This window comes from Hymenobacter mucosus, assembly GCF_900188255.1.
Lineage (GTDB): Bacteria > Bacteroidota > Bacteroidia > Cytophagales > Hymenobacteraceae > Hymenobacter > Hymenobacter mucosus.
On the sequence record NZ_FZNS01000005.1, the window covers coordinates 320624 to 344437 of the forward strand.

Below are 23814 nucleotides of genomic sequence, written 5' to 3' on the forward strand. Positions count from 1 at the left end.
GAGCTACTTAGCCGCGGGCATTAGTTTGCTGCTAAAGTGGCCTCGGCTACTTTTTAGTATCTCATGCAACACATGCGCGTCCTCGTTACTGCGGGCCCCACCTACGAACCCCTGGACCCAGTACGATTCATTGGCAACCATAGTACCGGCAAAATGGGCTACGCGCTGGCCGAAACCTTTGCCGCGGCCGGGGCTGACGTTACGCTGGTTAGCGGCCCAACAAGCTTGCCCAATCCAGGGCATCCCCGCATTCATACCCAGCGCGTACAAACGGCCGATGAAATGTACGCTGCCGCCGCCGCCGTAGCAGGCACTGCCGATGTGTGGGTTTTTGCCGCCGCCGTGGCCGACTACAAACCCGCCCACGTAGCGCCGGAAAAAATCAAAAAGGCTGGTGATACGCTCACGTTGGAACTAGTAAAAAACGTGGACATTGCCGCCACGCTGGGGAAAACCAAGCGGCCCGAACAATTTTCTGTAGGTTTTGCGTTGGAGACTACAAACGAAGAAGCTCACGCCCTCGACAAGCTGCAGCGGAAGAACTTTGACCTCGTGGTCTTAAATTCTCTGCGCGATGCTGGGGCTGGCTTTCGGCACGATACCAACAAGGTAACCTTACTGGAAGCAGGAGGCCAAATGACTACCTTTGAGTTGAAGCCCAAAGCCGATGTGGCTCGCGACATTGTTCAGACCATCTTTGCCCGCTTGTCTCGCCATGCGTAATTCTATGCTGCCGCTGTTCTTGGTGCCCGCACTGCTGCTGGCTCGCCCTACCAAGGCCCAGGAGTTGCTGGCCGAAGTGCGTGTCACTACCGAAAACGTGACCATCTCGGACCGTCAATTGGTGCAGCAGTTGCAGAACGATATTCAAACATTCCTTAACACCCGTCCCTTCACCAACATTACCTATCGGCCGCAGGAACGCATTCGGTGTCGCTTTTTCGTGGGCATTACGGAGATACCAGAGAACGGCACTTACCGCGCCACAGTGCGTGTGCTCAGCACGCGTCCGGTGTATGGTACCGGCTACGAAACTAATCTGCTGAGCTACGCCGATAAGGGCTGGATTTTCAAGTACTCGCCTCAAAACCCGATTGACTACTCGGAGAATACCTTCGTCGGCAACCTGTCGTCGCTGCTGTCCTTCTACGCCTACACTATTATTGGCATGGACCAAGACAGCTTTGCTCCATTGGGAGGCTCTCCGTACTACGACCGCGCCCGCGTTATTCTCAACAACGCTTCGTCGCAGGGGGCTGCCGTAACGGGCGAGGCAGATAATGGCTGGACAGACAATGCGGAGCCTAATCGGTACATGCTGCTTAGTAACTTGCAAGACCCTCAGCTAGAGGCCTTCCGGCGAGGAATGTATGCCTACTACCGGCAGGGCATGGATATCTTTATTACGAAGCCGGAGGAAGCCCGCGCCAGCATTGCCACGGCTATTCAAGGGATTCAGGAAGCCGTAGTGCGTCGCCCAAACACGTTGCTGGCCCGTTCTTTCTTCACCACAAAGTCGGAGGAAATTGCCAACGTGTTCCGAACCGGCACGGATCAGCAGCAGAAAGTGCAGCTAGTAAATACCCTTTCGGAAATTGACCCCACCAACTCGGCCCGCTACCAAACCATCTTGCGGTAGAAAATAAAGACCCAGTGCTAAAAAATCTTCAGCGAAAAAAATTGGCAATTAACTAAATGAGTTAGTAGCTTTGTTAAAGCTACTACGCCCGTCATAGAGGCCGGCGTGGTAGCTTTTTCTTTGTCAGCTACGGCCGGCTGCCCGGCCCTCATTCATGGATTGCTATGCTGGTAGACCTGCGCATCCGAAACTACGCCCTGATTGAGCAGTTGCAGCTGCAACCCTCGGCGCTACTCAATATTATTACTGGTGAAACTGGCGCGGGTAAGTCCATTATGCTGGGCGCCATCGGCTTGCTGCTCGGCAACCGGGCCGACTCGCGCATGCTGTTCGACACGGAGAAGAAGTGCGTGATAGAAGGCCAGTTTGACATCAGCAGTTACCACCTGCAGGATATTTTCGAGTCCGAAGACCTGGACTATGATACGCAATGTATTCTGCGCCGTGAGATTAGCCCGGCCGGCAAAAGCCGAGCATTTGTAAACGATACGCCTGTGACGCTGGAAACCCTGCGCAACATTGGGGCGAATCTCATGGATATTCACTCCCAGCACGATACGCTGCTGCTCGGAGATGCCGTATTTCAACTGAATCTGCTGGATTTATACGCTGGCTTAGTGCCTACCCGAGCCCAGTACAGCGGCTCTTACCGCCAGTATCGGAAGCTGGAAGCCGACCTGAAAGCCTTAGAAGATCAAGTAGCCCAGGCCAACAAGGAGCTCGACTACCACAGCTTTTTGCTAAATGAGTTGGAGGATGCCCGCCTCGATAACGAACGGCAGGACGAGTTAGAGCAGGAAGTGAAACAGCTGGAGCACGCCGAGGAAATCAAGTTCAAGCTCACGCACGCTCTGCAAAGCCTCTCGGAAAGCGAATACTGCGTTACTAGTGGCCTCAAGGAAACTGCGTCGTTGCTTGGCCAAGTAGCCGCCTACTCCGATTCGTTTAAGGAGTTGAAAGAGCGCCTCGATTCCTGCTTGATTGAGCTGCACGACATTGCCGATGAGATAGAGGCCGCCGAGCGCCGCACAGAAGGCGACCCCGCCCGCATTGATGAGCTGCAAAGCCGCTTGAACGTGCTCTATAACTTACAGCGCAAGCACCAAGTACGCGACGTAGTAGCACTACTAGCCGTGCGCTCCGACCTGCGCGAGAAGGTAGGCTCGGTATTAAACCTAGATAAGCAGATTGCCCGCCTCCGCCGCGACGCTGATAACGCCTTGGTTACGGTGAAAAAGCAGGCGACGCGCCTTTCGGAAGCCCGGCGTAAAGTGTTTCCTAAGTTCGAGAAGGAGTTGGCCGGGCTGCTGGTTGATTTGGGTATGCCGCACTCGCGCATTGTGGTGCAGCACCAGGAAAGCCTGCCCGCTACCAGTGGCATTGATGTTATTAGTATTTTGTTCACGGCCAATAAAGGCGCCCAGCCCCAAACGCTCAGCAAAGCCGCTTCGGGCGGGGAGTTTTCGCGCCTGATGCTGTGCATCAAGTACATGCTGGCCGATAAAACGGCGCTGCCTACCATCGTATTCGACGAAATCGATACGGGTATCAGCGGGGAAATTGCGGTGAAAGTGGGTAGAATGATGCAACAGATGGCCCGTAAGCACCAACTCATCACCATCAGCCATTTGCCCCAAATGGCCGCGGCCGGCGATGCGCACTACTTTGTATATAAAGAGGACCGCGCCGACCGCACTGTCAGCCGTATTCGCCCCCTAAACTTGGAGGAGCGCATTCACGAAATTGCGCAGATGATTTCTGGGGCAAACCCCAGCCAGCACGCGTACCAAAGTGCCCGTGAGCTACTAGCCATGCGAGGCGAAGAGTTGGTAGGATAAGGAAATAGAATTTTGTCATTCCGACCAAAGAAGGAGGGTAGAGCGGCTTCTTGCGGGGCACTCACACTCCTTCTTCAGATCGGAATGACATTTTTTTACCTCTTTTGCACCTCCAAGTCTAATTTTCCCAACTCACCATATGGCCAATAACCTACTTGCTGGCAAAGTCGGCATCATCTCCGGGGCACTAAACGAAGAATCCATTGCTTGGAAGGTAGCCCTGAAAGCACATGCCGAAGGGGCCCGCTTTGTACTGACCAATGCCCCGCTTGCTATGCGCATGGGCGAAATCAACAAGCTTTCGGAGCAGTGCAACGCCCCCATCATTCCGGCCGATGCCACCTCTATGGAGGACCTAGAGAAGCTGTTCAGCGGCGCCCAGGAGCAGCTCGGCGGCAAGCTCGATTTCGTACTGCACAGCATTGGCATGAGCGCCAACATTCGCAAGGGCAAGCACTACGGTGAGCTGAACTACGAGTGGTACCAGAAAACTCTGGATGTATCGGCCCTGTCGTTGCACAAGATGCTGGCCGTGGCCGAGAAGCAGGACGCCTTCAACGAGTGGGGCTCGGTAGTAGCCCTGAGCTACATTGCCGCCCAGCGGGCCTTCCTCGACTACACCGATATGTCGCAGGCCAAAGCCGTACTCGAAAGCATTGCCCGTAGCTACGGCCAGCGCCTAGGCAAACTGAAGAAAGTACGCGTGAACACGGTGTCGCAGTCGCCCACCAAAACCACGGCCGGCACTGGTATCAGCGGCTTTGATGCCTTCTACACCTACGCCGATAAACTGTCGCCCTTGGGTAACGCTCCGGCCGAAGCCTGCGCCGACTACTGCATCAGCCTGTTCTCGGACCTGACCCGCTACGTGACTATGCAGAACCTCATGCACGACGGCGGCTTCAGCACCACTGGCATTTCAGAGGAAATTGTAGAGGTCATCACCGCTGGCACGTCGCAAAACTCATAGGAGGTTTGCCCTCATTATAAATACAAAAGCCCGGCCTTCTGGTCGGGCTTTTTCCGTTTTGTCTAATGAATCGGGCGCAATTTGTGGCCGGTGATTGATCCAGAAGAAGCATCATTAGAGGAAAGGACTCCTTGCTGTATGTCAGATGGCAAGTAGCTGGGCTAATAAGCAAGTAAAGATTCAGCTACTCCTTGGCTAGGTCAATGTTGCTGGAGAGATGTGAAAAGGTAGAGAGTGCAAAGCAGACAGGTAGGCCAGGATATCTATAAGGCACACTAGTCTTTCTTCAACTCATCAGCATCCTCCACATCAGCGGCCCGTAGGTATAGGTCATCCGTTTCGGCAATATATTCTACCTGCCATGCCCAAGATTTTCCGCGACCCAAGTTTCGACAGTACCCTGGACGTACTGCGCGAAGGCTACCCTTTCCTATACAACCGTAGCCAGCGCTTCGACTCCGATATTTTCCAGATTCGGCTAATGGGCCTACCGGCCATTTGTCTGCACGGAGCCGAGGCCGCCGAGCTGTTCTACAACCCCAAGCTATTCATCCGGAAAGGGGCCGTACCGCGCCGAGTGCAAACCACGCTTATGGGCGTAGATGCCATTCAGACCCGCGACAATGGGGAGCACCGCTGCCGCAAGGAAATGTTTATGGCCTTAATGGGGCCCGCCAGTCGGGAGCGGCTCATGAGTCTGTTGGCCGGAGAGTGGCAGCGCTATGCCCACCGCTGGGAGCAACTAGATAAGGTTGTGCTCTTCCGCGAAGCCCAGGAGATTTTGTGTCGGGCGGCCTGTGCCTGGGCCGAAGTTCCTTTGGCAGAGGACGAGGTAAGCAAGCGCGCCCGCGACTTTGGCGACATGGTGGATGGCTTCGGTGGTGTAGGGCCTCGGCACTGGCGCGGCAAGCAGGCCCGCAGCCGCGGCGAGAAGTGGATGCGCAGTATTATCCGGGCCATTCGGAAGGGGAAATTGCCGGTGCGGGAAGGCTCCCCGGCGCACACTGTGGCCTGGTACCGGGATGCAGACGGCGAACTACTGGACGTGCAAATGGCCGCCATTGAGCTACTGAATGCTACCCGGCCCATTGTGGCTATTGCTACCTATATCACCTTTGCAGCTCTGGCCCTGCATGAACACCCCGCCTACCGCCAGCTGCTGCGCAACCCCGCCGACGACTATGCGGAGGTATTTGTACAGGAAGTACGTCGGTACTTCCCCTTCACCCCCTTTGTGGGTGCAATAGTGCGCGAGGATTTTACCTGGCACGGCTTCCAGTTTCCGAAGGGGACAATGGTGCTGCTGGATGTGTACGGTACCAACCGCGACGAGCGGCAGTGGCCGGACCCCGAGGTGTTCTGGCCCGAGCGGTTCCGGCAGTGGCAGGATAATCCCTACGATTTCATTCCGCAGGGCGGCGGCGAGTACCTCACCGGCCACCGCTGCGCCGGCGAGTGGATTACCATTGAGGCCATGAAGCAAGCCGTAGCCTTCCTCAACGATGGTATCCGCTACGATGTGCCGGCCCAGGATCTGTATTACGACCTGACGCGCATGCCCACGCTGCCCGCCAGTGGCTTTGTGCTAACCAATGTGCGCGCCACTGGCAAAGGTGCCTTGGCGGCACTGCCTATGCCGGCCGCCGGCAGTGAGAAGGCTGCCGCAATGGGCTGTCCATTTCACAAGGGGTAAGAAAGGTTGCCTAATGTCGAAAAGCCACCTCCCGTTTGGCACTGCGCCGGGCGTGAGGTGGCTTTGCTGCTGGCTGGGAGGTAGGGAGTGGCAACGTTCCCGACAACGTTTGCGCGGAAAAAACCAGGTGAATGCGGTCGAATCCAGCGGATTTCGGATAAGTTGCCGCACTACCCACCCGCGCGCTATGAAACCCATCCTGCTTTTCTTTTTGCTTGCCTGGCTGACGCTGGGCCGGGCCCTTGGCTACGATTTTGTAGTAGCCCAAGACGGTACTGGTCAGTTCCGCACGGTGCAAGAAGCCTTCAATGCCGTTCCTGATTTTCGTAAGAAGGTTACTACCATCTTCATCAAGAAAGGGATATACAAAGAGAAGCTCATTGTGGCCGGCTCCAAGAACTTGGTCAAGCTCATTGGTGAGGACCGCGAGAAAACGGTGCTGACCTATGATGACTACAACCAGAAGAAAAACATCTTTGGCGAGGACAAAGGCACTTCCGGCTCGTCCAGCATCTACATCTATGGCGGCGACTTCAGCGCCGAAAACCTCACCTTTCAAAACACCTCCGGGCCGGTAGGGCAGGCCGTGGCCGCGTGGGTAGCCGGCGACAAAGCCCGGTTTAAAAATTGCCGCTTCTTGGGTTTTCAGGATACGCTGTACACCTACGGGTACGGCAGCCGCCAGTACTACCAAGATTGCTACATTGAGGGAACCGTAGATTTCATCTTCGGGAGCAGCACAGCCTGGTTTGAGGGCTGCACCATCTTTTGCAAAACCAGTGGTTTCGTAACGGCAGCCTCTACTCCCGATACTACGCGCTACGGCTACGTGTTCAACCGCTGCAAGATTACGGGCAATGCGCCCGCCGGCAGCTTTTACCTGGGCCGGCCCTGGCGCCCTTACGCCAAAACCGTATTCCTGAACTGCGAACTAGGTAAGCAGATTCGGCCCGAAGGCTGGGACCATTGGGACAAGGAAAGCAACAAGCAAACGGCCCGATACGCTGAATATCAGAGCCAAGGCCCGGGAGCGGCCCCCAAGCAGCGAGTAGCTTGGTCGCGCCAACTGCCCGCCGCCGAGGCTCAACAGTATACGCTTGCTACGGTGCTACGCGGCTGGGACCCCACCAAGGAGTAAGAGCAAGTAGTTGCAGCACTAGAAGTTGACTTGTGCTTGTAACCGTAGCAAGCCGCCGCGCTGCTGGTTGTCTTGGCGCTGAAAATCCTCGAAGCGCCGCGACGAAAGCGTGTACATGGTTACTAGCTCAAAGCTGGGGAAGGGCTGCCATTCTACGCCTAGCTCCGCTTCGCGCACCGTGTAGCTGCGGGCGTCTCGCTCGTGCTTTTTGCCTCCATCGTAGTACTGAAAGCGCAGAAAGGGGTATAGCTGGTGCTGCTTGTACTGAAGCCGGTAGTTGAGCAGCACGTAGCCTCCGTGCAGGCGCTGGGTAGTAATGCTATCCGTGCTTGGGTTGAATTCCGGACCCCGGCCCACGTTGTATTCGGTTTGAATGCCGAAGGGCTGGGGATAGAGTACGAAGGTGGCCGCCACTCGCTGGTCAGGGTAGCGCAGGTCGGGGCGGTGCTTGGTGCCGGTCGATAGTTGGTCTCGCGCTATCACGTACTCACCGGAGTAGGCCTGCAAACTGGGCTCGATGATGTGTTGCCCAATAGTCAGGGGGTAGCTGACGCGGGCTACCACGTGGCGCTGGTTGTTAAGCTCAGGCCGGTTGGCGGTTTGCCCGTTAAATACGCCCAAGCCCACTACCCCATAGTCGCCGGAGCCTTTCAGGCCTTCCTTTACTAGGTTGCTGAAGCGCTTGCGAATAGCTGGGGGCGCCCAGTATACAAAGGCACCCAAATCCCGCTCGTTGGAAAAAGCACTGTTGATGGCGTCGTTGCGGTCCAGGGGAAGGCGGTTTTGGCTGGATTGCATGTTCTCGAAGCCAAAAGGAATTTTGCTTTGCCCCACCCGCACCCGGAAGCTGTTGCTTTTGGTAAGGCCCACGTCCATGTAGGCATCGCGTAGCAACGTGCTGTTCAGCGAGGTACTACCGCTGAGGGTGCTGGCAAAGTCGGGCTGCAGGTAAAAATACACTCGTTCGTGCAGCTGCCCGTATAAAATCACCCGGATGCGCCGGAAAGAAATGCCGCCATTGCGCCCCCACGACCGGTCGCACTGCTCGCAGGTTAAGTCGGGGTTGGTTTCCAGGAGACGGTTGTAACGTGCTTGCAGGTAGCCCCGAATAGCAAACGTTTCAAACCATTTCTTAGCCGCTGCCGGTGCCTTGTGTACTGAGTCATTGACCTGTCCGTGGGCATAGCCACCTACTAAGATCAACAGGCTGGTTAACAGTTTCTTCATAAAATGGTAATGCTAACGCAAAGTGCGGCATTACCTATTACTTAAATGTGACCGTCATATTACCTCAATGTTATGAATCTGTATTGGGCCCGCCCTTTTACTCACAAGCCTGCTACGCACCGCTACCTAGCAAGCGCCAATGGCAACGTTGCTGACATCGTGTGCGCAGAAATTGCTGCGCTAAAGTTTGTACAGCGGGCTTGGGGGCGCATAAGTTGCACCTGTGCGCCGTTCGGCTACCTTCTGAAGTACAGTTTGTTAAGTCTCCTGCTGACCTGGTTTGCGCTGGGGCAGGCCTGGGGAAAGGGTGCCACCTTGGTTGTGGCCCAGGATGGCAGCGGGCAGTATCGCACAGTGCAGGAAGCCGTAGATGCAGCCCCCACTAACTCCGTCACGCCCGTTCTAATTATAATCCGCCCCGGAGTGTACCGGGAAAAGCTAGTAGTGCCAGCCACCAAACCTAACCTGGTGCTGCGGGGAGAAGACCGGGACCATACGGTGCTCACCTTCGACGACCACAGCGGAAAGGGTACTATCAATACTAATACTTCCCACTCAGTGCTGATAGAAGGGGCCGGGTTCGGGGCCGAGAACCTTACGTTTCAAAACACGGCGGGTCGCACGGCCGGGCAAGCGGTAGCCCTGCACGTAGCCGCCGACCGGTGTTACTTTCGCAATTGCCGCATCCTTGGCGACCAGGACACGTTGTTTCTCGCTAAGAATCACTCGCGGCAGTATTTTCTGCGCTGCTTCATTGAAGGCACCACCGACTTCATATTTGGGTCCAGCACGGCCGTTTTCGACCATTGTACCATTCACAGCAAGAAGAACTCCCACATAACAGCCGCCGCTACCCCGCCAGACCAGGCATATGGCTTCGTGTTTCGCTCCTGCCGGTTAACCGCTGATACTACCCTGGCTACGGACGTGTCCTTAGGCCGACCCTGGCAACCCTACGCGCAAGTAACCTACCTGCGCACTCGAATGGGAAACCATATTCGTGCTACGGGCTGGGACAATTGGAAAAAACCCGAGAGCGAGAAAACGGTACGCTACGAGGAGTACGGCTCCTCCGGGCCCGGCGCCAAGATGGCGCAACGTGTAGCGTGGTCTCGGCAGCTGACTGCGCAACAAGCCCGGCAATATACGCTGAAGCGCGTGCTGGCTGCCCCAGAGCCTTGGCTGCCAAAGCTTCCGCACTAGAAAGCGCGTGCTAAAACAAATAAATTAAGGCTGTATGCGCAGCCAGTTTTGCGTAGTATCCAGGCTATCAAACAGATAAATATCTAGTTGGTCGCCAATGCGGTACTGCAAATCTTCAATGGATAGTTGACCGAAAATATCGGAGGACACCACCTGACCGATGTAGCGCAACCCCGCCGCGCAAATCAGCGGAGTCCAGACCTGTTGAATCCACTCGTTGGCTTCGGTGAAGGTGCCTACCAAGTCGCGGTGGTCGTTCAGAAGCTTGGGGCAGGGCGTTTGCCGCAACATTTCCAGGTAGGTGAGGCCACCGTCCATTACTGTGCTTAGGGTCTGACGGCCATACCAATGCGCATGAATCCAGTTTTCGTAGTGGTTGTGTTCAACGGTGAGGTATACACTGCCGTCTCCTCGTCGCAACGAAGTAATCATGCATTAGGGCTAAGTTCGTGGTCTACTGAGGGCGTCGCCTGGCAGGGCTAGGCGTCGGCAAATAACGCGACGCGAATCGTATTGTTTGTTGGCTCGACACTAGAAATGCGCGAGAAACCTTCCGGAAAGGGCGTCGTTGATAGCTACATACCGTGCGGAACGTGCCGGCTGACCCTTAGTTTTTCAACGCTATGCAGCATCAACATAACCTCGAAGACGTCCTGAACACCCAGCAAAAGAAGCTGGCCTTTTTCCAAAACCTAGTGCTTCTGGCTGCGGCCGATGGGGAGGTAGGCGAAGAGGAAAGCGGCTTTTTGATTCAAATTGGCAACCGTCTGGGGCTGAAGCCGGAAGAAGTGCAGCCCATTGCCGATAACATTGGCATCCTGAGCTTTGTAGTGCCCGCCGAGGGACTACAGCGGACCTTGGAGCTCCAAACCCTAGTGCAAATGATGCTTCAAGATGGACAAATTGACCCGCGTGAGTACGGGCTATGCATGGAGTACGCCAACCGTATTGGCTATAGCAAAGCCATCCTCGACGATATGGTGTCCCAACTGGCCGGAGCGGGCCCTATTAGGCACCCTAACCCACCTACGGTAAGCTAGCCAACTACCTTTTAGTCGTTCTGGGTAGTAGTGCCAGAATACCCGTTGCGCACCGCTACTAAGCCATAGCCCCATCCTGAGAAAACCTTTGTGGCTGTCTCGGGATGGGGCTATAGTCTGTAATCATTTAACTGAAACAGATACCGGTTAGTGTTCTTCTACCACGGTATCGGCCTGGGTGGTTGCTTGGTAGGTGTCGGCGTACTTAAAGTCATCTAGCCAGTAGGCAGAGCTCACCACATCGAATACTAAAGACGTGTCGTTGGGCTTACTGGGCTGTAGCTGCCAGATGATGGAAGCCGCTTCGGGAAAGCTGGTGCCATCGAGTTGCTCGTGAAACAGGCGCTTGAGCAGGGTGTTGTCGGGCATGCCCTGCGCCAGTAGCCGCAGGAGTGGTGCTTCCGGGGTAGTGTCGAACACCTGAAAGAACTCCGGGCTGTCGGCCGTAAGCTGCACCTGAAACCGGACGGCTTCGGCGCGCGGAAATTTGCCGTTGTAAGCGGTGTAAAGTAGCTGGGTGGCTTTGAAAAAGCCCTCGTGCTGCCCTAAGTTCGGGTTTTCTTCCCACAGCTTTTCCGTGAGCATCTGGTGGGCGAGGTTTTCTATCTGGCCTGGGGTCAGCTCGTCTGCAAAGAGGTGTTCCAATACCAGTTGCGCGGCCTCCGCGGGTTCCAGGTCCGTGAGGCCCATAAGGCACATCTCTTTCAGCTCATCGGGGCCTAGTTCCTCGGGGTTGTCATACCCGGTTTTAAGCAACAAGGCCTTGTAGTTCTGCGCTTGCCAAGCGTGAGGAAGTTCAGTAAGCGTATCGAAGGAAAGGCGTTCTACGGTGAAGTTCTGCATATTCAAGTAAACTGTACGGGTAGCCAAGGGCAGCTACGTAGGCCAGCGGCCCTATCTGTTCAGTTTACGAGGACTGGGCGCAAGCAACTATGAAATACACGGAACAATTCTGATAGAATGTTGCAGCGCGTTTTTCCCGAGAAGGAGCTAGCCGTTTGCCTCCGTTAAGTGCTGCAAAAGGTGCAGTGCCGTATCCGCCGCGTGTGCAGGCACGAAAAGATGATCGTGGTAGTAGGCTGCCACTACGTTGCAACTCACCCCACCGCGCGCCAGGCCTTGAGCTACGGCAGCCGTCAGGCCAACTGCCTCTAGCGCCGAGTGCACAGTGAGGGTTATCCAGGCTGCCACGTATGAGTACGGTAGGTGCAGACGGTCGGCAGTAGGCTGGGGAAGAATCAGGGTGAATCCTTCCCGCTCCCGAAAGGTGCCAAGGCAATCTGTCAGGGCCAATCCTTCCAATGAGGCAACGGTGCAAAACACGTAGGTGCCGGCTTGGCGCTCGGGTTTCATGGTGCGCAGTAAGTGAGCAAGGTCGGTTTCGCCGGGCATGATGCTAGTGTGTGGAGATAGTACGTTGGCGGGCTGTATTCGGCTCTAGTGCGTAACGGGCGAGATTTGCTTGGCTCGGAAAAAGGCATCCACCTTGCGGTTGAACGCGTCGGCGTGCTCATGCAAGGTAGCGTGGCTGCTGTTGGGCAAAATCCACAGCCAAGCGCGGGGTAGGCTCTGGTAGATAGCCAGCGTGTGCTCGGGCCGAATCACGTCCTGGTCGCCGGCTATGATGAAGGCCGGTGCCTTGATATTGGCTAGAGCCGCCAGCGAAATATGGGGTTCCTGCCAGTCGAGTAAGAATACCTTCCAGTCGTTTTTGCGCTTGGGGTCGGTGAAGGTTTGGTTCTTGCCTTCTTGGTAGCCCCGCTGCATCTGGTGCCACAGCTCCGGCATGAGGGCCGTAGAGTCGGGCCACAGGTTGGCTCCGGTAGCAGCTAGGCGTTTTACCTTTTCCGGGTGGCGCAGGGCTAGCACCAGCGCCGTGATGCCGCCGTCGCTCCATCCCAGCACGTAGGCCGAGTCGAGATGCAAATGCGTGAGCAGGGCCGCGCAGTCGTCGGCCATCATCTCAAAGCTCAGCGAATCGGCCGGGTCCGTGGACTTCCCGTGGGCGCGGCTGTCCAAGGCCACAACGTGGTAGCGCTGAGCGAAGTAAGAAATGTTTTTCTGGAAGTCCTGGCTGGTACCGCCGTTGCCGTGCACGAGCAGTAGGGGAGCCCCTACGCCGTAGGTTTCATAGTAGAGCTTCACGCCCCGCACCGTGGCGTAGTGGCCGGCTTTCGGATTGTTGCCGTACGGTACTGCTTGGCCCGAAGCTAGGTAGCTGAGCAACAAAAGCGAAAAAAGCAAAGCGCGGCAGAGCATAACAAGAAAGCTAGGTGCGGCGGTAATGTTACTGGTAAACACTAAAGTTCGCTATTGCCAGCTGCCTCGAAAGCGGCCGGAGGCGCTTACTTTTTTTGCAAATACAGCAAAGTCGATTGGCCCGACGGACCGTACTTGTCGTTGATTAAGAAATACCCGCGCCGGTACGCTGCTAAGCCTTCCCAGTTGTAGGTCATATACTCGCGGGGAAGCTCTATGAGGGGCTTCCAACTCACCTTACCACGCCGGTACCGCAGCCGAATAAGACGGCAATAATTTTGGTAGGTAGTGCCATTGCGGATAAACCGGCTATTAGGGTCGGTAGGGGCAGGGCGGTATACGCTGTCCTCGGCTCCGGTGTAGAAATAGTTGATGGCCGTGAAGCGGTTGCGGCCTTCGTAGGTTAGGTCGGTAAGGCGGAAAGGGAGGCGCTGCACCGGTATCTGCTGCGGGATATCGGGCAGGCGAATCACACTAGGCAGGCGCAATGCGTAGTTGTCGTGCCGGAAATAGTTGTACTCGAACAGTAGCAGCAAGCTGCCATTGTACCCAGTAGCAGCCTCAAATCCTGCGTTATGGATGTGGTCGCCATCAGTCAGAACTGGCTTGCTCAGGGGCACCAGGTAGTGGGCATCTAGGGTGATGGTAGTATCCGTGTCCAGCCGGCCCCTGATGAGGTAGCAATAAGCTGAGGACGTAGCTGTTTCAATAGTGAAGTAGGCCGTGTCGCCCAGCATGGTGAGGCCTTCCAGCCCTTCGTATTCCTGCCGAGCGCTATCTAGGCGCGCCCTGATAGTGCTAAGGCCCCGGATAGCATACTTCCGGTACGCTATGTCCTGCGCCTTGCCGGCCAACTGCTTGTCTATGGTGTTCAGGTTAAGTGCGTACACTTTGGCCTCGGCGCGTTCCTGCAAGCGGCTTTCCGACAGTAGCAGCAGTTCGTCTTTATATAGGTGCAGCCCGGAAAACTGGTTGTTACGGTCTGCAATTTCCAGTGGCAGGGGAATAGTTTGGAAGGAGTACGGGGCTTTTTGGGCGTAGCTGGCAAAACTAGCGCTCAGCAGCGCAGTCAAGAGGAAATACTTCATCGGGCAAAAGGCAAATAGGCTGCCCAAATGTAGCCGTTGCTGGTTGCTCTATCCCAGTACAATGCGTTTCGGCGCCATTTCTACTTCATAGTCCTGCATTACCTGCCGCAGAATTTCCATATCCCGCGGGCAGCAGCGGGCAAATTCCTCCCAGTTGGTCAGCGTCAGTACGGGTGGCATTTCCACAATGGCTATAATGGAATCCCAGAAAGCGTCCCAACTCGGGCCGTACCAGTCTTCAAAGCCCAGCTTTTCCTTAAATAGCTGATGGATGGCGGCTTTGCTGGTAATGCCGGTCAGGTCGAGGTTCATGATATTTTTTTATTGTTTGTAGCACTAACGGCGCGAGTTTAGCGCAGCGTGAGTCATGCCAGTGTATGACACGCATTTTCAACTGTTCCGCCAAAACGACGCAGTATCTGCTTGCTACTGGCGCGGCCCTCTTTCGTAGCCCGGTCACGAGCTATAGTACTCCAAATTCGCATCATTTAGAGCCATCTGAGGAGTATTATACTCTTTTACTGAAAACCCACCACCCCATTGAAGTTAGCGCCCAAATGAAGAACATGCCAATGAAGCAAATTGCGACGACTGCTTGATGTGGCATAAAAAAATCGTCGAAGTCTGAGTTGGGATATATTCTATTGCAGATGCTAAAGATCAAGGTAGAAAAAATAGCTACAAAGAATATGGTGTTGTATAATAATGAAATTAATCTTCTGCCAATTAAATTAGAATTATTGCTCCACTTGTATCTAAAATATATTTTGTCTTCTTCATAAATTGACATAGAAGTATGTTTTATTATAATAATAAATAAAAATAGCCAAGCTATAAAGAATAGTAATCCGATAACCATTCGACCAAAATTCCTGTCTAATACCCTTGATGTTAATAATTCATACTCTTGTTGTATATGTACTCCATAGAATTCAGGGATAGAAGTAAATTGGTTTTTGGGTAATATGTCATTAATAAAATTGGATTTTGATAAAAAGTATAAACATTCAAGATCTAGCCTTTGGTTAATACTTCTTGCTTTTCTTCTGTCTAGAGTAGAGCTGTACATGCCACCGGGCATTATGATATTGGGCTCTAGCAAAGAGTTGATACTGTCTAAAACTACATTGGTAGTTAAAGTAGTGGTAGTTCCATACAAAGAAGGTAGCTCAAGACTGCTAGTGTGTGTTTGAATATAAGTGTACAATTCTTCTTCGTCAGTATTGATTTTTTTGGATACGTAATATCCATAAATACTATACAATAGGCTGCCGAAAGTGGCAATGAGTGCTATCAATGCTAAGGAGCGTACAAGTATTTTCATATGGTTGGGCTTGAGGTGGTAAAGTTAAAGAAGCTGATACATCGTACAGCTACTAAACCTCCTCACGCCACCGTGTCGCCTACCTCGTCCCCGTCATCCACCAGCACGCGGGCCAGCTTCTCGATATTGAGACTGCGGGCGGAGGCGTCGAAGATTTCGCGGTAGGTGCCGCGCAGGTCGTAGAGCTGCTCGTGGGTGCCGCTTTCCACCATGCGGCCCTGTTTCATCACGTAAATGCAGTCGGAGTCCACAATCTGGGCGAGGCTGTGGGAGATGATGACTACCGTGCGGCCCTGCTTGATGGCGTCGAGGGAGTTCTTGATTTGCTCGGTGGCAATGGCATCAAGGGAAGCGGTAGGCTCATCGAGGAAGATAATGGGCGGATTTTTCAGGAATAGGCGGGCAATGGCAATGCGCTGCTGCTGCCCACCCGAGAGTTGCTGGGCGTCGGACTGGTAGCCTTTCGGCAGCTCCATAATCTGCTCGTGCAAGTAGGCTTGCTTTGCAGCTGCCTGTATTCGCTCCAAACTGGCGTCCATCACGCCGTAGCGGATATTCTCCTCGATGGTGCCCTTAAAAATGTGATTCTTCTGGAGCACCAGCCCAATTTGCTGGCGCAGGGCGTGGGTATCGTAGTCGGCTAGGGGCCTGCCATCGAGCAGCATCTTACCGTGGTCGGGGGCGTAGAACTTGCAGAGTAGGTTGATGATGGTGCTCTTACCAGCTCCGCTCAGGCCCACTAGGGCAGTAGTTTTGCCGGCTTCGATGGTCAGGCAAACGTCGTGCAGGGCTTGGGTACCGCTCGGGTAAGTGAAGTCTACGTTGCAGATGTCGAAGGTGCCGCGGAGGTGGTCGGGCTTGAGCGGGCCAGTTGGCTCCTTGGCATCGGCCGCATCAAGAATGTCAAAGAAGCCCTCGGAGTAGGTGAGGGCGTCGTTCATTTCATCGTAGATGCGGTGCAACTGCCGGATGGGCGCCGACACGTTATTGAACAGTAGAATGTGAAACATGATGGCCCCAATGGAAATCTGCCGGTCTAGCACCAAATAGGCCGTTAGGATAATAATAAGTACTACCCCAATCTGCTCAGTAAATGTCTTAAGCCCGTCGTACAGGAAATTGGTTTTGCGGGTTTGAAGTTGAGCTTCCTGTAGGTTTTGCTGAGTCTGGGCCTGCTTCTGTTCCTCGTAGTCTTCGCGCACAAAGCTCTTGATGACCACGGCCGAGTCGATGAGATTGACGAGGCCCTGGCTGCGGGCTTCGCGCAGGCCGCGCAACGCCCGACGGGTGCCGTTCAGCTTATCTGCCTGGCGGTAGCTCAGCCAGAAGTATCCTGGTAGCACCGCTACGGCTACTAGCCCCACGTACACGTTAGCCGTGAACATGACCACCAGCGCCACAATGGAGTTGGCAAACAGCGGCAGGATGTCAATGAAGAAGTTCTGCACCAGCTTCATTAGGCTCTCCACGCCCCGGTCAATGCGGGTTTGGAGCTTGCCGGTTTGGTTGCCGCTATCGGAGTAAAAGCCGAGCTGGTAGCTGAGTACCTTGTGCACAGCATCTCGAATGAGAGTGCTGGACACATTGATGCGAATTTTCTCCCCGTAGAACTTCTGGCCGAACTGAATAAACGTGTTAATGATTTCCTTACCTAGCAGCAGCCCGCTCACCAGTAGCAGCATGGGCAGGCCCGCCGCCAAAGTAGCATCTCGGTTGAGTAGGCCCTGTACCGTATCCACAGTGTAGCGCAGCACAAACGGGTTTACCTGGGCTGCCAACGAACCTACCAGCGTGAGCAGCAGGGTGGCAATAACCAGCCCCCGATAAGGGCGTACGTACGGAATTAGGCGCTTGATAATTTCCCAGAGGCTCATGCAGAATCGGCTAGGTACAGAGTAGCCGGTTAGACGAGCTTTCGGGAGACGGGGTTATCTGGGTGGGGTAGCGCCCGTAAGCACTATCTCACCCTACGTACTGGCACGAATGCAACCCACCGGACAGCTATCCAACGCGCATAGCTGCTTTCCTATAGCTAGCTACTTTAAACAGCGTGTTGTAGCACTGGGATAGGGGCCGCAACGGGTTGGCGCTTGGTCATAAATGGCTTTTCGCAGAGGACAAAGAAAACATAGGACACCGCAAGAATTACGAGGAGGCCGGCGGAGCTAAGCACTACGAAGTTCATGAATGGACTCAAGTGCAAGGGCACTAAAACGTACTGCCACAGAACTTGCAGCAGCGGAGCATGAATTAGATACAAGCTGTACCCAAATTTGCCAATTGACACTAAGGGTTTCCAGTTTAAAATCGTTTTCATTCCAGTGTAGCGGCCGTTTTCAGTGCGCCGAACCATATCACACAGAATGAGCAGGCAGACGCCCCATACGCCCGCAGCTACATCCAGCAGCTGCCACGGAATGCTTGGTATATAGTGCTCACGGGCCGTGGAAAGCGCGAATAGAAGCACGGTAGACAGCACTAAGCCACTGGTCCAGTGGCCGATTTTCCAACGGGAGAAAAAGCCAGTCTTGGAAAAGGAAATATCGGCACCCAACATTCCCAAGGTAAAGAGCAGCAAATAATGCGGCACAACGCCCCCTGGGGTATTATTCACCAGGGGATATACTTGGTGCATATACTTGAGCGCAGCCAGCAAGAAGATAACGGTGGTTGCAACAACTAATATGGCTCGCCCGGGGCTGGTTTTTCGCCACAAAAACAGGATGAGCGGGAAAGTGAAGTAAATTCTCCACTCTACTGATATTGACCAGAATGCATGATTTATTTTACCGCCCGTGCTCGTGAGTACATCCTGAATTAAAAGCAGATGCGTTACTAAATCCAACTGGTTGACGGGGATACTTTTGTCCCAATGCGTGCCGGTTTCCTCGCCAATAAGAAATGATATCAGCAGTAGGGAAAGCGCCATGGCGAGATAATACGGCGGTAGTATTCGCCTAGCCCGTTTTTGGAAGAACTGCAAAACCCCTCCCGGTAGCGTATAATTTGATCGGATAACGGGTAGCATCAAACAGTACCCTGATAGCACGATAAAGAAGTTGACCGGATAATGGCCATTCTGAAACATACCCAGTAAAAGCTTTTGGGCCGTGTTCAGGTGATAATCGCCAAAATCTATTTGTAGTAGTGCATGATGTGCCACCACAAATATGGCTGCCAATGCGCGTAGGCTGTCTAGGTACAGCAATTGAATTTTTCCAGGCGTATAGGTTCCCTTCATAGTATGTGCTTTATGCTTGTGTATGATGTGTGCAGCACGAATAGAAAAAAGACGGCTTTCGCATTCTGATAAGGTTCAGGCGGTAGCGAAGGCAATACAGTATCCTTCGCATTGCTCATCGGCAAAGGCTAGCGGGTAGTAGGCAAACTGATTCGGGGTTAATTATGGTACAATTAAAGTAATTAATTATACATATAGAAGTATTTCGCTGTTCTGATTGCCAAAAAATTATGAAAACCTTACTCAGACTAATGTACACGCAGAATGCAGCATTGGCGAAAGAATGGACGTAACGGCTACTGGCCGTTTGTCAACGCCGAAACAAACCACATCTCACTGATACGCATGTGTATAACAGCGTGCCTAAAGGCCTCAGCCGCACGGGGCCTTTAGGGCCGCAACCCCATAGCTGCGAGCATACCAGTAGCCGGTAGCGTGCCGGGGGCACCTACAGAGCAGAAGTAGACTGCATCTTTCCGATGCATGCCAGCCTATTAGGTTGTTGCGTGTTGGAACTAGCGTGCGTACCGAATTACCCTTTCCGCTCGGTCTTCTTCAAAAACTTGATCAGGGCCGGGAAATAATGCTGCGGGTCGTCCCACATGGCGTAGTGCGAGCCTTCTGGGCAGATGTACTTCTGGCAGTTCGGAATGTGGCGCTGCATGTAAGCAATATCTTCCGTGGGCACGAAGTCATAGGTCGAGCCAATAACCAGGGTGGGGATTGTGATGGAAGTCAGGCGGTCGGAGAAATCCCAAGCAACCATTGTGGGCAGTATATAGCCTGCGTATTTCCGGATGATGTGCGCTTGGCTGCGCGTAAAGGTGGCCGGTTCCGGGGTTAGGCGCATCATGTGTAGCTGCCGAAATTCCGCCTGCACGGCCGGGGTGATAAACGTAGACAGCGTTTTCAGGCCCATTGTGTCGAGGCCCACTACAGTTTTGCCTTCCTTCGCCGCATGTCGTCGAATAATGTTGGCGTACAGCTGGTAGCGGTGCTTGTTGAACACGGTGGCTTTGTAGCCAATATCGGAGGTGATAAGACCTTTGAGGTGCTGGGGATATTTGGCGGCGTATTCCAAAGCTAGCATTCCACCCCAGGAATGCCCCAGAAGGTAAAAATTCTCCAGCCCCAGGCCCCGACGCACTTGCTCTACCTCTTCCACAAAGCGGGGAATATTCCAGACGTCTTTGTCTTCCGTCTTGTCGGAATGGTAGGAGTTGAGTTGGTCGTAGTAATAGATTTCAACGCCTTCCTTAGCTAAGTGCTCTGGGAAGTTCTCGAAATACTCATGGGTGTTGCCGGGGCCGCCATGCAGCAGCAGCAGCTTTATGTGGCCCTGGCCGATCTTCTGCGTCCACACGTTGTACTTGCCATCCACCCGAATCATCTGCACCCCTGGGGCCGCCAGCTTGGCGGCATAGCTACTATCGGTAGTTTGGGCAACGGACCAGAAGGAACCTAGAATAAAACAAGCAGATACAAGCAGGCGCAGTAGCACGACGGGCAGATCGTAAGAAGATGATGGGTAGCAGGCTAGGCATACCGCACCTAGCCCAGTAGGGTCCTAAGATGCGTAAAGTTTGGGGCTCCTGCTACTCCTCCCCGGATGCCAGGCCTAACGTTACCTTTCGCCTTCCGGTGAGGTAGCGCACGAGAAGCGCCCGGGCGTGTGCCGACCCTAACGGCTCCCATCTTCCAGCGCCGATTCTATAACATCCAGTGTTTCGCGGGGGGCGCTGATGTGGGGGCAGTGGCCTGATACGGGTAGGGTAACGAGAATAGCCCCCGGAATAGCTGCTTGCAAATACTCGCCGACCTCCTGCGGGGCAATGATGTCCTCGGCGCACTGCACGAGCAGGCAAGGGGTGGTCAGGCGCGTGGCATCCAGTCGGTTATCAGATAGCAGGGTGACGCGTGCAAACTGTTTGGCAATAGCGGGGTCGTTCTGGCAGAAGCTATGCACCAGTTCCGCGGCCAGGGAAGCACGCTCGGGGTTGCCCATCAGAAAGGGCGCGAAGGACTCGGCCCAGCCAACGTAGTCGGTTTCCATGAAGGCCAGCAAGGAGTCAATATCGGCCCGGTCGAACCCGCCGTGGTAGCCGGCCTCGTTGAGGTAGCACGGCGACGGACAAATCAGGAGCAGCTGCTGGAAGCGGCTGGGCTCCTGAATAGCAGCTAGCATGCCAATAGTAGCGCCCACCGAATGCCCTACCACGGTTACATCGGTTAGCCGCAGTGCCTCGCAAATCTCGAGTACATCTTGCGCGTACCCATTCAGCGAGGCGTATTTAGCAGGATCGTAGGCCGACGTATCCGAAAGACCCGCGCCAACGTGGTCGAAGAGCACCAGGTGAAACTGATCGGTGAGCGGGGGCAATATGTAGCGCCAGATGCTTTGGTCGCAGCCAAACCCGTTTATAAAAAGTAACGTCCGGGTTCCGTGGCCCAGCACATGCACATTGTTGCGTTTTAGCACGTTCATGGGTGGGATAGAATAGTATTTGCTTAGAATATTTAGAAATAATACTGGATAAATGCAAGTGTTTGTCATAAAGGGAAACGCCCTAACGAATAATGTTTTATAGGTGAAGTGATTAATAAATTACAAATCAAAATGGGATGAGTTTACTTCAGGGTAGAGTTTCCATGAGAGCACAACCGTAGCATTTGCCCATGAAACTGTAAGAAGCAAAGTAGCAGGAACGGCAATTGCCAAGGGAGCTTGACTCAGTTGGTGGGGTAGGGCGCAGCAGCCCGCAAACGAACAAGATGTGGTTATGCGTTGGCGTCGTGAAGCCAAACGGGGAGGGCTGCCGTACACCAACGCACCGCACGACGGAGGAGCGGGAGAAGAACTGCCGGAGCTGCATACCCTTGTTTATGAAAGATACCCCTGTTACCGACCTCAGTATTGGCAAGCCCCTTAGCCGAGTTGATGCCCGTCAGAAAGTAATGGGGCAAGCCCTATACGCCGCCGAGCATGCGGTACCGGGCGTGGTGCACGGCGTACTTCTGACCAGTTCCATTGCCAAGGGCCGTATGCGCACGCTAGACACAAGTGCGGCGGAAAAGGCACCGGGCGTGCTAGCCATTCTTACCCACCGCAACTCACCTGGCGTGCCCGCCTACCAAGACACTAAAGCCAACAACAACCCCCGGCTAGAAGGGCAAGAGCTGCGCGTTTTCTACGACGACCAGATTCACTTCAGCAACCAGCCCGTAGCTCTGGCTATTGCCGATACCTTAGAGCATGCCCAGCACGCGGCCACGCTCGTGCGGGTGCAGTACGATGCCACACCACCCGAGACAAATTTGGCCGCTCACCGCAACCGCGGCCAGAAGCCCAAAAAGGCCGACGACTACCTGCGTGGCCAGGCCAATGCCTATCAGCAGGCCCCCGTGCGCGTGGAGCAGGAATACCGCACCCCCGTACAGGTACATAACCCCATGGAGCCGCATGCTGCCATTGCCCGTTGGGAAAGCTCCCAGAAACTCACAGTATACAATAAAACCCAAGCTCCGGCCCTAGCCAAACAAGATCTGCGGCGCATGTTTCAGCTACCCGAAGATGGGGTGCAGGTGCACTCGCCGTTCGTGGGTGGGGCTTTCGGGGGAGCTTCCCGCATTTGGCCCCAGGAGGTAGCCGCCATATTAGGAGCCAAGCTGGTGGGGCGACCGGTGAAAGTAGTGCTGCAACGCCAGCAGATGTTTAACCTGGTAGGCTACCGGCCCCATTCGTTGCAAAAGGTAGGGCTGGGGGCCACCCCAGATGGGCAGCTCGTAGGCATCACACACGAAGCTTTTGGGCAAACGTCGCGCTACGAGGAGTTTGCCGAGCGCATTGTGGACCCTACCAAATCGGCCTACCGCAGCCCCAATCTCAACACTCGCTATCAATTAGTGCCCCTGGACCTAAGTACCCCCGCCTGGACGCGCGGCCCCGGCGAATCAAGCGGCTCTTTCGCCTTGGAATCGGCCATGGATGAGCTGGCGTACGCGCTCAATATGGATCCGCTGGCGCTTCGGTTGCAGAACTTCGCTTCCGTAGACCCGGTAGGTGACAAGCCCTGGTCGAGCAACTACTTGCGGGCGTGTTATGAACAAGGAGCCGCCCGGTTTGGATGGAGCAAGCGCCCGGCCCAGCCCCGTGCCACTCGCGACGGGGAGTGGCTGGTAGGCTGGGGAATGAGTATGGGCATCTATAAAGCCGAACGAAGCAAAGCAAGCGCCCGGGCCCAGCTTTTCGCCGATGGCCGCTTGGTAGTTCAGAGCGCTACCGCCGATGTTGGTCCGGGTACGGCCACCATTATGAGCCAAATTGCGGCCGATGCTAGTGGTATCCCGGTGGAGAATATACGCTTCGAGTTAGGTGATTCTTCCCTGCCGCCCGCCCCCGGACAATTTGGGTCGCACACGGCTGCCTCGGTAGGATCGGCGGTGCATGCCGTATGTACTGCCTTGCGCCAGCAGTTGCTGGAACTGGCGCTGCGGGCTCCCGAGTGGGCCAAGCGCCAGCTAACGGCCCCGGAAGTAGTGGCCGAAACGGGCGGCTTTCGCCAAGCGCGCCACCCGAAAAACCACCTGACTTACGCCGCTATTTTGCGCCAGCACAACCTAATGGGCCTTGATCTTACCCGCGACGCCGATAAAGGGCCGGAGCAGGAAAAGTATTCTGGGAAGTCCTTCTGCGCCAACTTTGTGGAGGTGCGGGTGCACGAGAATACCGGGGCAGTGCGCGTGAGTCGGGTAGTATCGGCTTTGGATGTAGGACGGGTGCTCAACCACAAAACGGCCCGCAGCCAGGTATATGGTTCCGTAGTATGGGGCGTTGGAATGGCCTTGATGGAGGACGCACGCATGGACCACCGCTATGGCCGTTTCGTGAACAACCAACTGGCCGAGTACCACGTGCCGGTCTGCGCAGATATTCCACCCATTGAGGTAGTATTCGTGGACGAACCCGACCAGCATCTTGACCCCATGGGAGCCAAAGGCATGGGCGAAATAGGCCTTATTGGTTTTACCGCCGCCATTGCCAATGCGGTATATCACGCCACCGGCAAACGTATTCGGGAGTTGCCCATCACCCCCGATAAGTTACTGTAAGGAAGCTTTTGGTAGCAAGCACGCGAGGCTTACAATAGGTCTGCG

General features: G+C 54.7%; 21 protein-coding genes. 9 read left to right on the forward strand and 12 right to left on the reverse strand.

The window, feature by feature from the left end; translation table 11 throughout:
* The first annotated feature begins 63 nt into the window (after window positions 1–63).
* From CHB83_RS24305 to CHB83_RS14065, 6 genes are all read left to right on the forward strand, one after another.
* The gene (locus tag CHB83_RS24305) at window positions 64–723 is read left to right on the forward strand and encodes a phosphopantothenoylcysteine decarboxylase (protein WP_317044791.1); all 660 of its coding nucleotides are present in this window, start codon (window positions 64–66) and stop codon (window positions 721–723) included.
* Entirely contained in the window at window positions 716–1639 is a 924-nt protein-coding gene (gene porD, locus CHB83_RS14045; protein ID WP_179225535.1) for a type IX secretion system protein PorD, read from the forward strand. Before CHB83_RS24305 ends, porD begins: the two co-directional genes overlap by 8 nt.
* 164 nt (window positions 1640–1803) lie before the next feature.
* The gene (gene recN, locus CHB83_RS14050) at window positions 1804–3477 is read left to right on the forward strand and encodes a DNA repair protein RecN (protein ID WP_089333082.1); all 1674 of its coding nucleotides are present in this window, start codon (window positions 1804–1806) and stop codon (window positions 3475–3477) included.
* 139 nt (window positions 3478–3616) lie between these two features.
* A complete protein-coding gene (locus CHB83_RS14055; protein WP_045687625.1) occupies window positions 3617–4447 on the forward strand; it encodes an enoyl-ACP reductase FabI in 831 nt (276 codons plus the stop codon).
* A 361-nt stretch (window positions 4448–4808) separates the two neighbouring features.
* Window positions 4809–6140 carry a cytochrome P450 gene (locus CHB83_RS14060; RefSeq protein WP_089333083.1) on the forward strand — a complete coding sequence of 444 codons (1332 nt, stop codon included), beginning with the start codon at window positions 4809–4811 and terminating at the stop codon, window positions 6138–6140.
* A 187-nt stretch (window positions 6141–6327) separates the two neighbouring features.
* A complete protein-coding gene (locus CHB83_RS14065; RefSeq protein ID WP_089333084.1) occupies window positions 6328–7278 on the forward strand; it encodes a pectinesterase family protein in 951 nt (316 codons plus the stop codon).
* 18 nt (window positions 7279–7296) lie between these two features.
* Here the strand turns inward: CHB83_RS14065 and CHB83_RS14070 are convergent, their stop codons facing one another.
* A complete protein-coding gene (locus CHB83_RS14070; RefSeq protein WP_045687627.1) occupies window positions 7297–8505 on the reverse strand; it encodes a porin in 1209 nt (402 codons plus the stop codon).
* 72 nt (window positions 8506–8577) lie between these two features.
* Here CHB83_RS14070 and CHB83_RS14075 point away from each other — a divergent pair, with 72 nt between their 5' ends.
* Window positions 8578–9708, forward strand: coding sequence for a pectinesterase family protein (locus CHB83_RS14075; protein WP_089333085.1), 1131 nt, complete (start codon window positions 8578–8580; stop codon window positions 9706–9708).
* 24 nt (window positions 9709–9732) lie between these two features.
* On the opposite strand, the gene CHB83_RS14080 is transcribed toward CHB83_RS14075, so the two are convergent.
* Window positions 9733–10140, reverse strand: coding sequence for a hypothetical protein (locus tag CHB83_RS14080; RefSeq protein WP_045687628.1), 408 nt, complete (start codon window positions 10138–10140; stop codon window positions 9733–9735).
* A 191-nt stretch (window positions 10141–10331) separates the two neighbouring features.
* On the opposite strand from CHB83_RS14080, the gene CHB83_RS14085 reads away from it, so the two are divergent.
* Entirely contained in the window at window positions 10332–10748 is a 417-nt protein-coding gene (locus tag CHB83_RS14085; RefSeq protein ID WP_089333086.1) for a tellurite resistance TerB family protein, read from the forward strand.
* A 147-nt stretch (window positions 10749–10895) separates the two neighbouring features.
* Here CHB83_RS14085 and CHB83_RS14090 read toward each other — a convergent pair whose 3' ends face one another.
* The 10 genes from CHB83_RS14090 to CHB83_RS14135 form a co-directional block, all read right to left on the reverse strand.
* On the reverse strand, window positions 10896–11591 hold the full coding sequence (locus CHB83_RS14090) for a hypothetical protein (RefSeq protein ID WP_089333087.1): 696 nt from the start codon (window positions 11589–11591) through the stop codon (window positions 10896–10898).
* A gap of 147 nt (window positions 11592–11738) precedes the next feature.
* Entirely contained in the window at window positions 11739–12140 is a 402-nt protein-coding gene (locus tag CHB83_RS14095; RefSeq protein ID WP_089333088.1) for an ACT domain-containing protein, read from the reverse strand.
* 45 nt (window positions 12141–12185) lie between these two features.
* Window positions 12186–13007: an alpha/beta fold hydrolase gene (locus CHB83_RS14100; RefSeq protein WP_089333089.1), complete on the reverse strand. Its 822-nt coding sequence runs from the start codon at window positions 13005–13007 to the stop codon at window positions 12186–12188.
* 86 nt (window positions 13008–13093) lie between these two features.
* On the reverse strand, window positions 13094–14095 hold the full coding sequence (locus CHB83_RS14105) for a hypothetical protein (RefSeq protein ID WP_089333090.1): 1002 nt from the start codon (window positions 14093–14095) through the stop codon (window positions 13094–13096).
* Window positions 14096–14143: 48 nt separating this feature from the next.
* On the reverse strand, window positions 14144–14407 hold the full coding sequence (locus CHB83_RS14110) for a barstar family protein (protein WP_045687635.1): 264 nt from the start codon (window positions 14405–14407) through the stop codon (window positions 14144–14146).
* A 196-nt stretch (window positions 14408–14603) separates the two neighbouring features.
* Window positions 14604–15419: a hypothetical protein gene (locus tag CHB83_RS14115; protein ID WP_089333091.1), complete on the reverse strand. Its 816-nt coding sequence runs from the start codon at window positions 15417–15419 to the stop codon at window positions 14604–14606.
* Window positions 15420–15481: 62 nt separating this feature from the next.
* Window positions 15482–17293, reverse strand: coding sequence for an ABC transporter ATP-binding protein (locus CHB83_RS14120; protein ID WP_089333092.1), 1812 nt, complete (start codon window positions 17291–17293; stop codon window positions 15482–15484).
* A gap of 167 nt (window positions 17294–17460) precedes the next feature.
* Window positions 17461–18660, reverse strand: coding sequence for an acyltransferase family protein (locus CHB83_RS14125; RefSeq protein ID WP_089333093.1), 1200 nt, complete (start codon window positions 18658–18660; stop codon window positions 17461–17463).
* Between the two features lie 532 nt (window positions 18661–19192).
* Window positions 19193–20161, reverse strand: coding sequence for a proline iminopeptidase-family hydrolase (locus CHB83_RS14130; RefSeq protein ID WP_089333094.1), 969 nt, complete (start codon window positions 20159–20161; stop codon window positions 19193–19195).
* Between the two features lie 180 nt (window positions 20162–20341).
* Window positions 20342–21145: an alpha/beta fold hydrolase gene (locus CHB83_RS14135; protein WP_045687639.1), complete on the reverse strand. Its 804-nt coding sequence runs from the start codon at window positions 21143–21145 to the stop codon at window positions 20342–20344.
* Window positions 21146–21543: 398 nt separating this feature from the next.
* Between CHB83_RS14135 and CHB83_RS14140 the strand changes: the two genes are divergently transcribed.
* Entirely contained in the window at window positions 21544–23769 is a 2226-nt protein-coding gene (locus tag CHB83_RS14140; RefSeq protein WP_089333095.1) for a xanthine dehydrogenase family protein molybdopterin-binding subunit, read from the forward strand.
* The last annotated feature ends 45 nt before the right edge of the window (window positions 23770–23814 follow it).

Excerpts from the sequence above, each read along its gene's own strand:
- CHB83_RS14075 (WP_089333085.1), top strand. The coding sequence starts at position 8,578 with ATGAATCTGTATTGGGCCCGCCCTTTTACTCACAAGCCTGCTACGCAC.
- CHB83_RS14110 (WP_045687635.1), bottom strand. The coding sequence starts at position 14,407 with ATGAACCTCGACCTGACCGGCATTACCAGCAAAGCCGCCATCCATCAG.
- CHB83_RS14065 (WP_089333084.1), top strand. The coding sequence starts at position 6,328 with ATGAAACCCATCCTGCTTTTCTTTTTGCTTGCCTGGCTGACGCTGGGC.
- porD (WP_179225535.1), top strand. The coding sequence starts at position 716 with ATGCGTAATTCTATGCTGCCGCTGTTCTTGGTGCCCGCACTGCTGCTG.
- CHB83_RS14080 (WP_045687628.1), bottom strand. The coding sequence starts at position 10,140 with ATGATTACTTCGTTGCGACGAGGAGACGGCAGTGTATACCTCACCGTT.
- CHB83_RS14120 (WP_089333092.1), bottom strand. The coding sequence starts at position 17,293 with ATGAGCCTCTGGGAAATTATCAAGCGCCTAATTCCGTACGTACGCCCT.
- CHB83_RS14060 (WP_089333083.1), top strand. The coding sequence starts at position 4,809 with ATGCCCAAGATTTTCCGCGACCCAAGTTTCGACAGTACCCTGGACGTA.
- CHB83_RS14105 (WP_089333090.1), bottom strand. The coding sequence starts at position 14,095 with ATGAAGTATTTCCTCTTGACTGCGCTGCTGAGCGCTAGTTTTGCCAGC.
- CHB83_RS14140 (WP_089333095.1), top strand. The coding sequence starts at position 21,544 with ATGAAAGATACCCCTGTTACCGACCTCAGTATTGGCAAGCCCCTTAGC.
- CHB83_RS14100 (WP_089333089.1), bottom strand. The coding sequence starts at position 13,007 with ATGCTCTGCCGCGCTTTGCTTTTTTCGCTTTTGTTGCTCAGCTACCTA.
- recN (WP_089333082.1), top strand. The coding sequence starts at position 1,804 with ATGCTGGTAGACCTGCGCATCCGAAACTACGCCCTGATTGAGCAGTTG.
- CHB83_RS14085 (WP_089333086.1), top strand. The coding sequence starts at position 10,332 with ATGCAGCATCAACATAACCTCGAAGACGTCCTGAACACCCAGCAAAAG.
- CHB83_RS14125 (WP_089333093.1), bottom strand. The coding sequence starts at position 18,660 with ATGAAGGGAACCTATACGCCTGGAAAAATTCAATTGCTGTACCTAGAC.
- CHB83_RS14090 (WP_089333087.1), bottom strand. The coding sequence starts at position 11,591 with ATGCAGAACTTCACCGTAGAACGCCTTTCCTTCGATACGCTTACTGAA.
- CHB83_RS24305 (WP_317044791.1), top strand. The coding sequence starts at position 64 with ATGCAACACATGCGCGTCCTCGTTACTGCGGGCCCCACCTACGAACCC.
- CHB83_RS14055 (WP_045687625.1), top strand. The coding sequence starts at position 3,617 with ATGGCCAATAACCTACTTGCTGGCAAAGTCGGCATCATCTCCGGGGCA.
- CHB83_RS14095 (WP_089333088.1), bottom strand. The coding sequence starts at position 12,140 with ATGCCCGGCGAAACCGACCTTGCTCACTTACTGCGCACCATGAAACCC.
- CHB83_RS14070 (WP_045687627.1), bottom strand. The coding sequence starts at position 8,505 with ATGAAGAAACTGTTAACCAGCCTGTTGATCTTAGTAGGTGGCTATGCC.
- CHB83_RS14115 (WP_089333091.1), bottom strand. The coding sequence starts at position 15,419 with ATGAAAATACTTGTACGCTCCTTAGCATTGATAGCACTCATTGCCACT.
- CHB83_RS14135 (WP_045687639.1), bottom strand. The coding sequence starts at position 21,145 with ATGAACGTGCTAAAACGCAACAATGTGCATGTGCTGGGCCACGGAACC.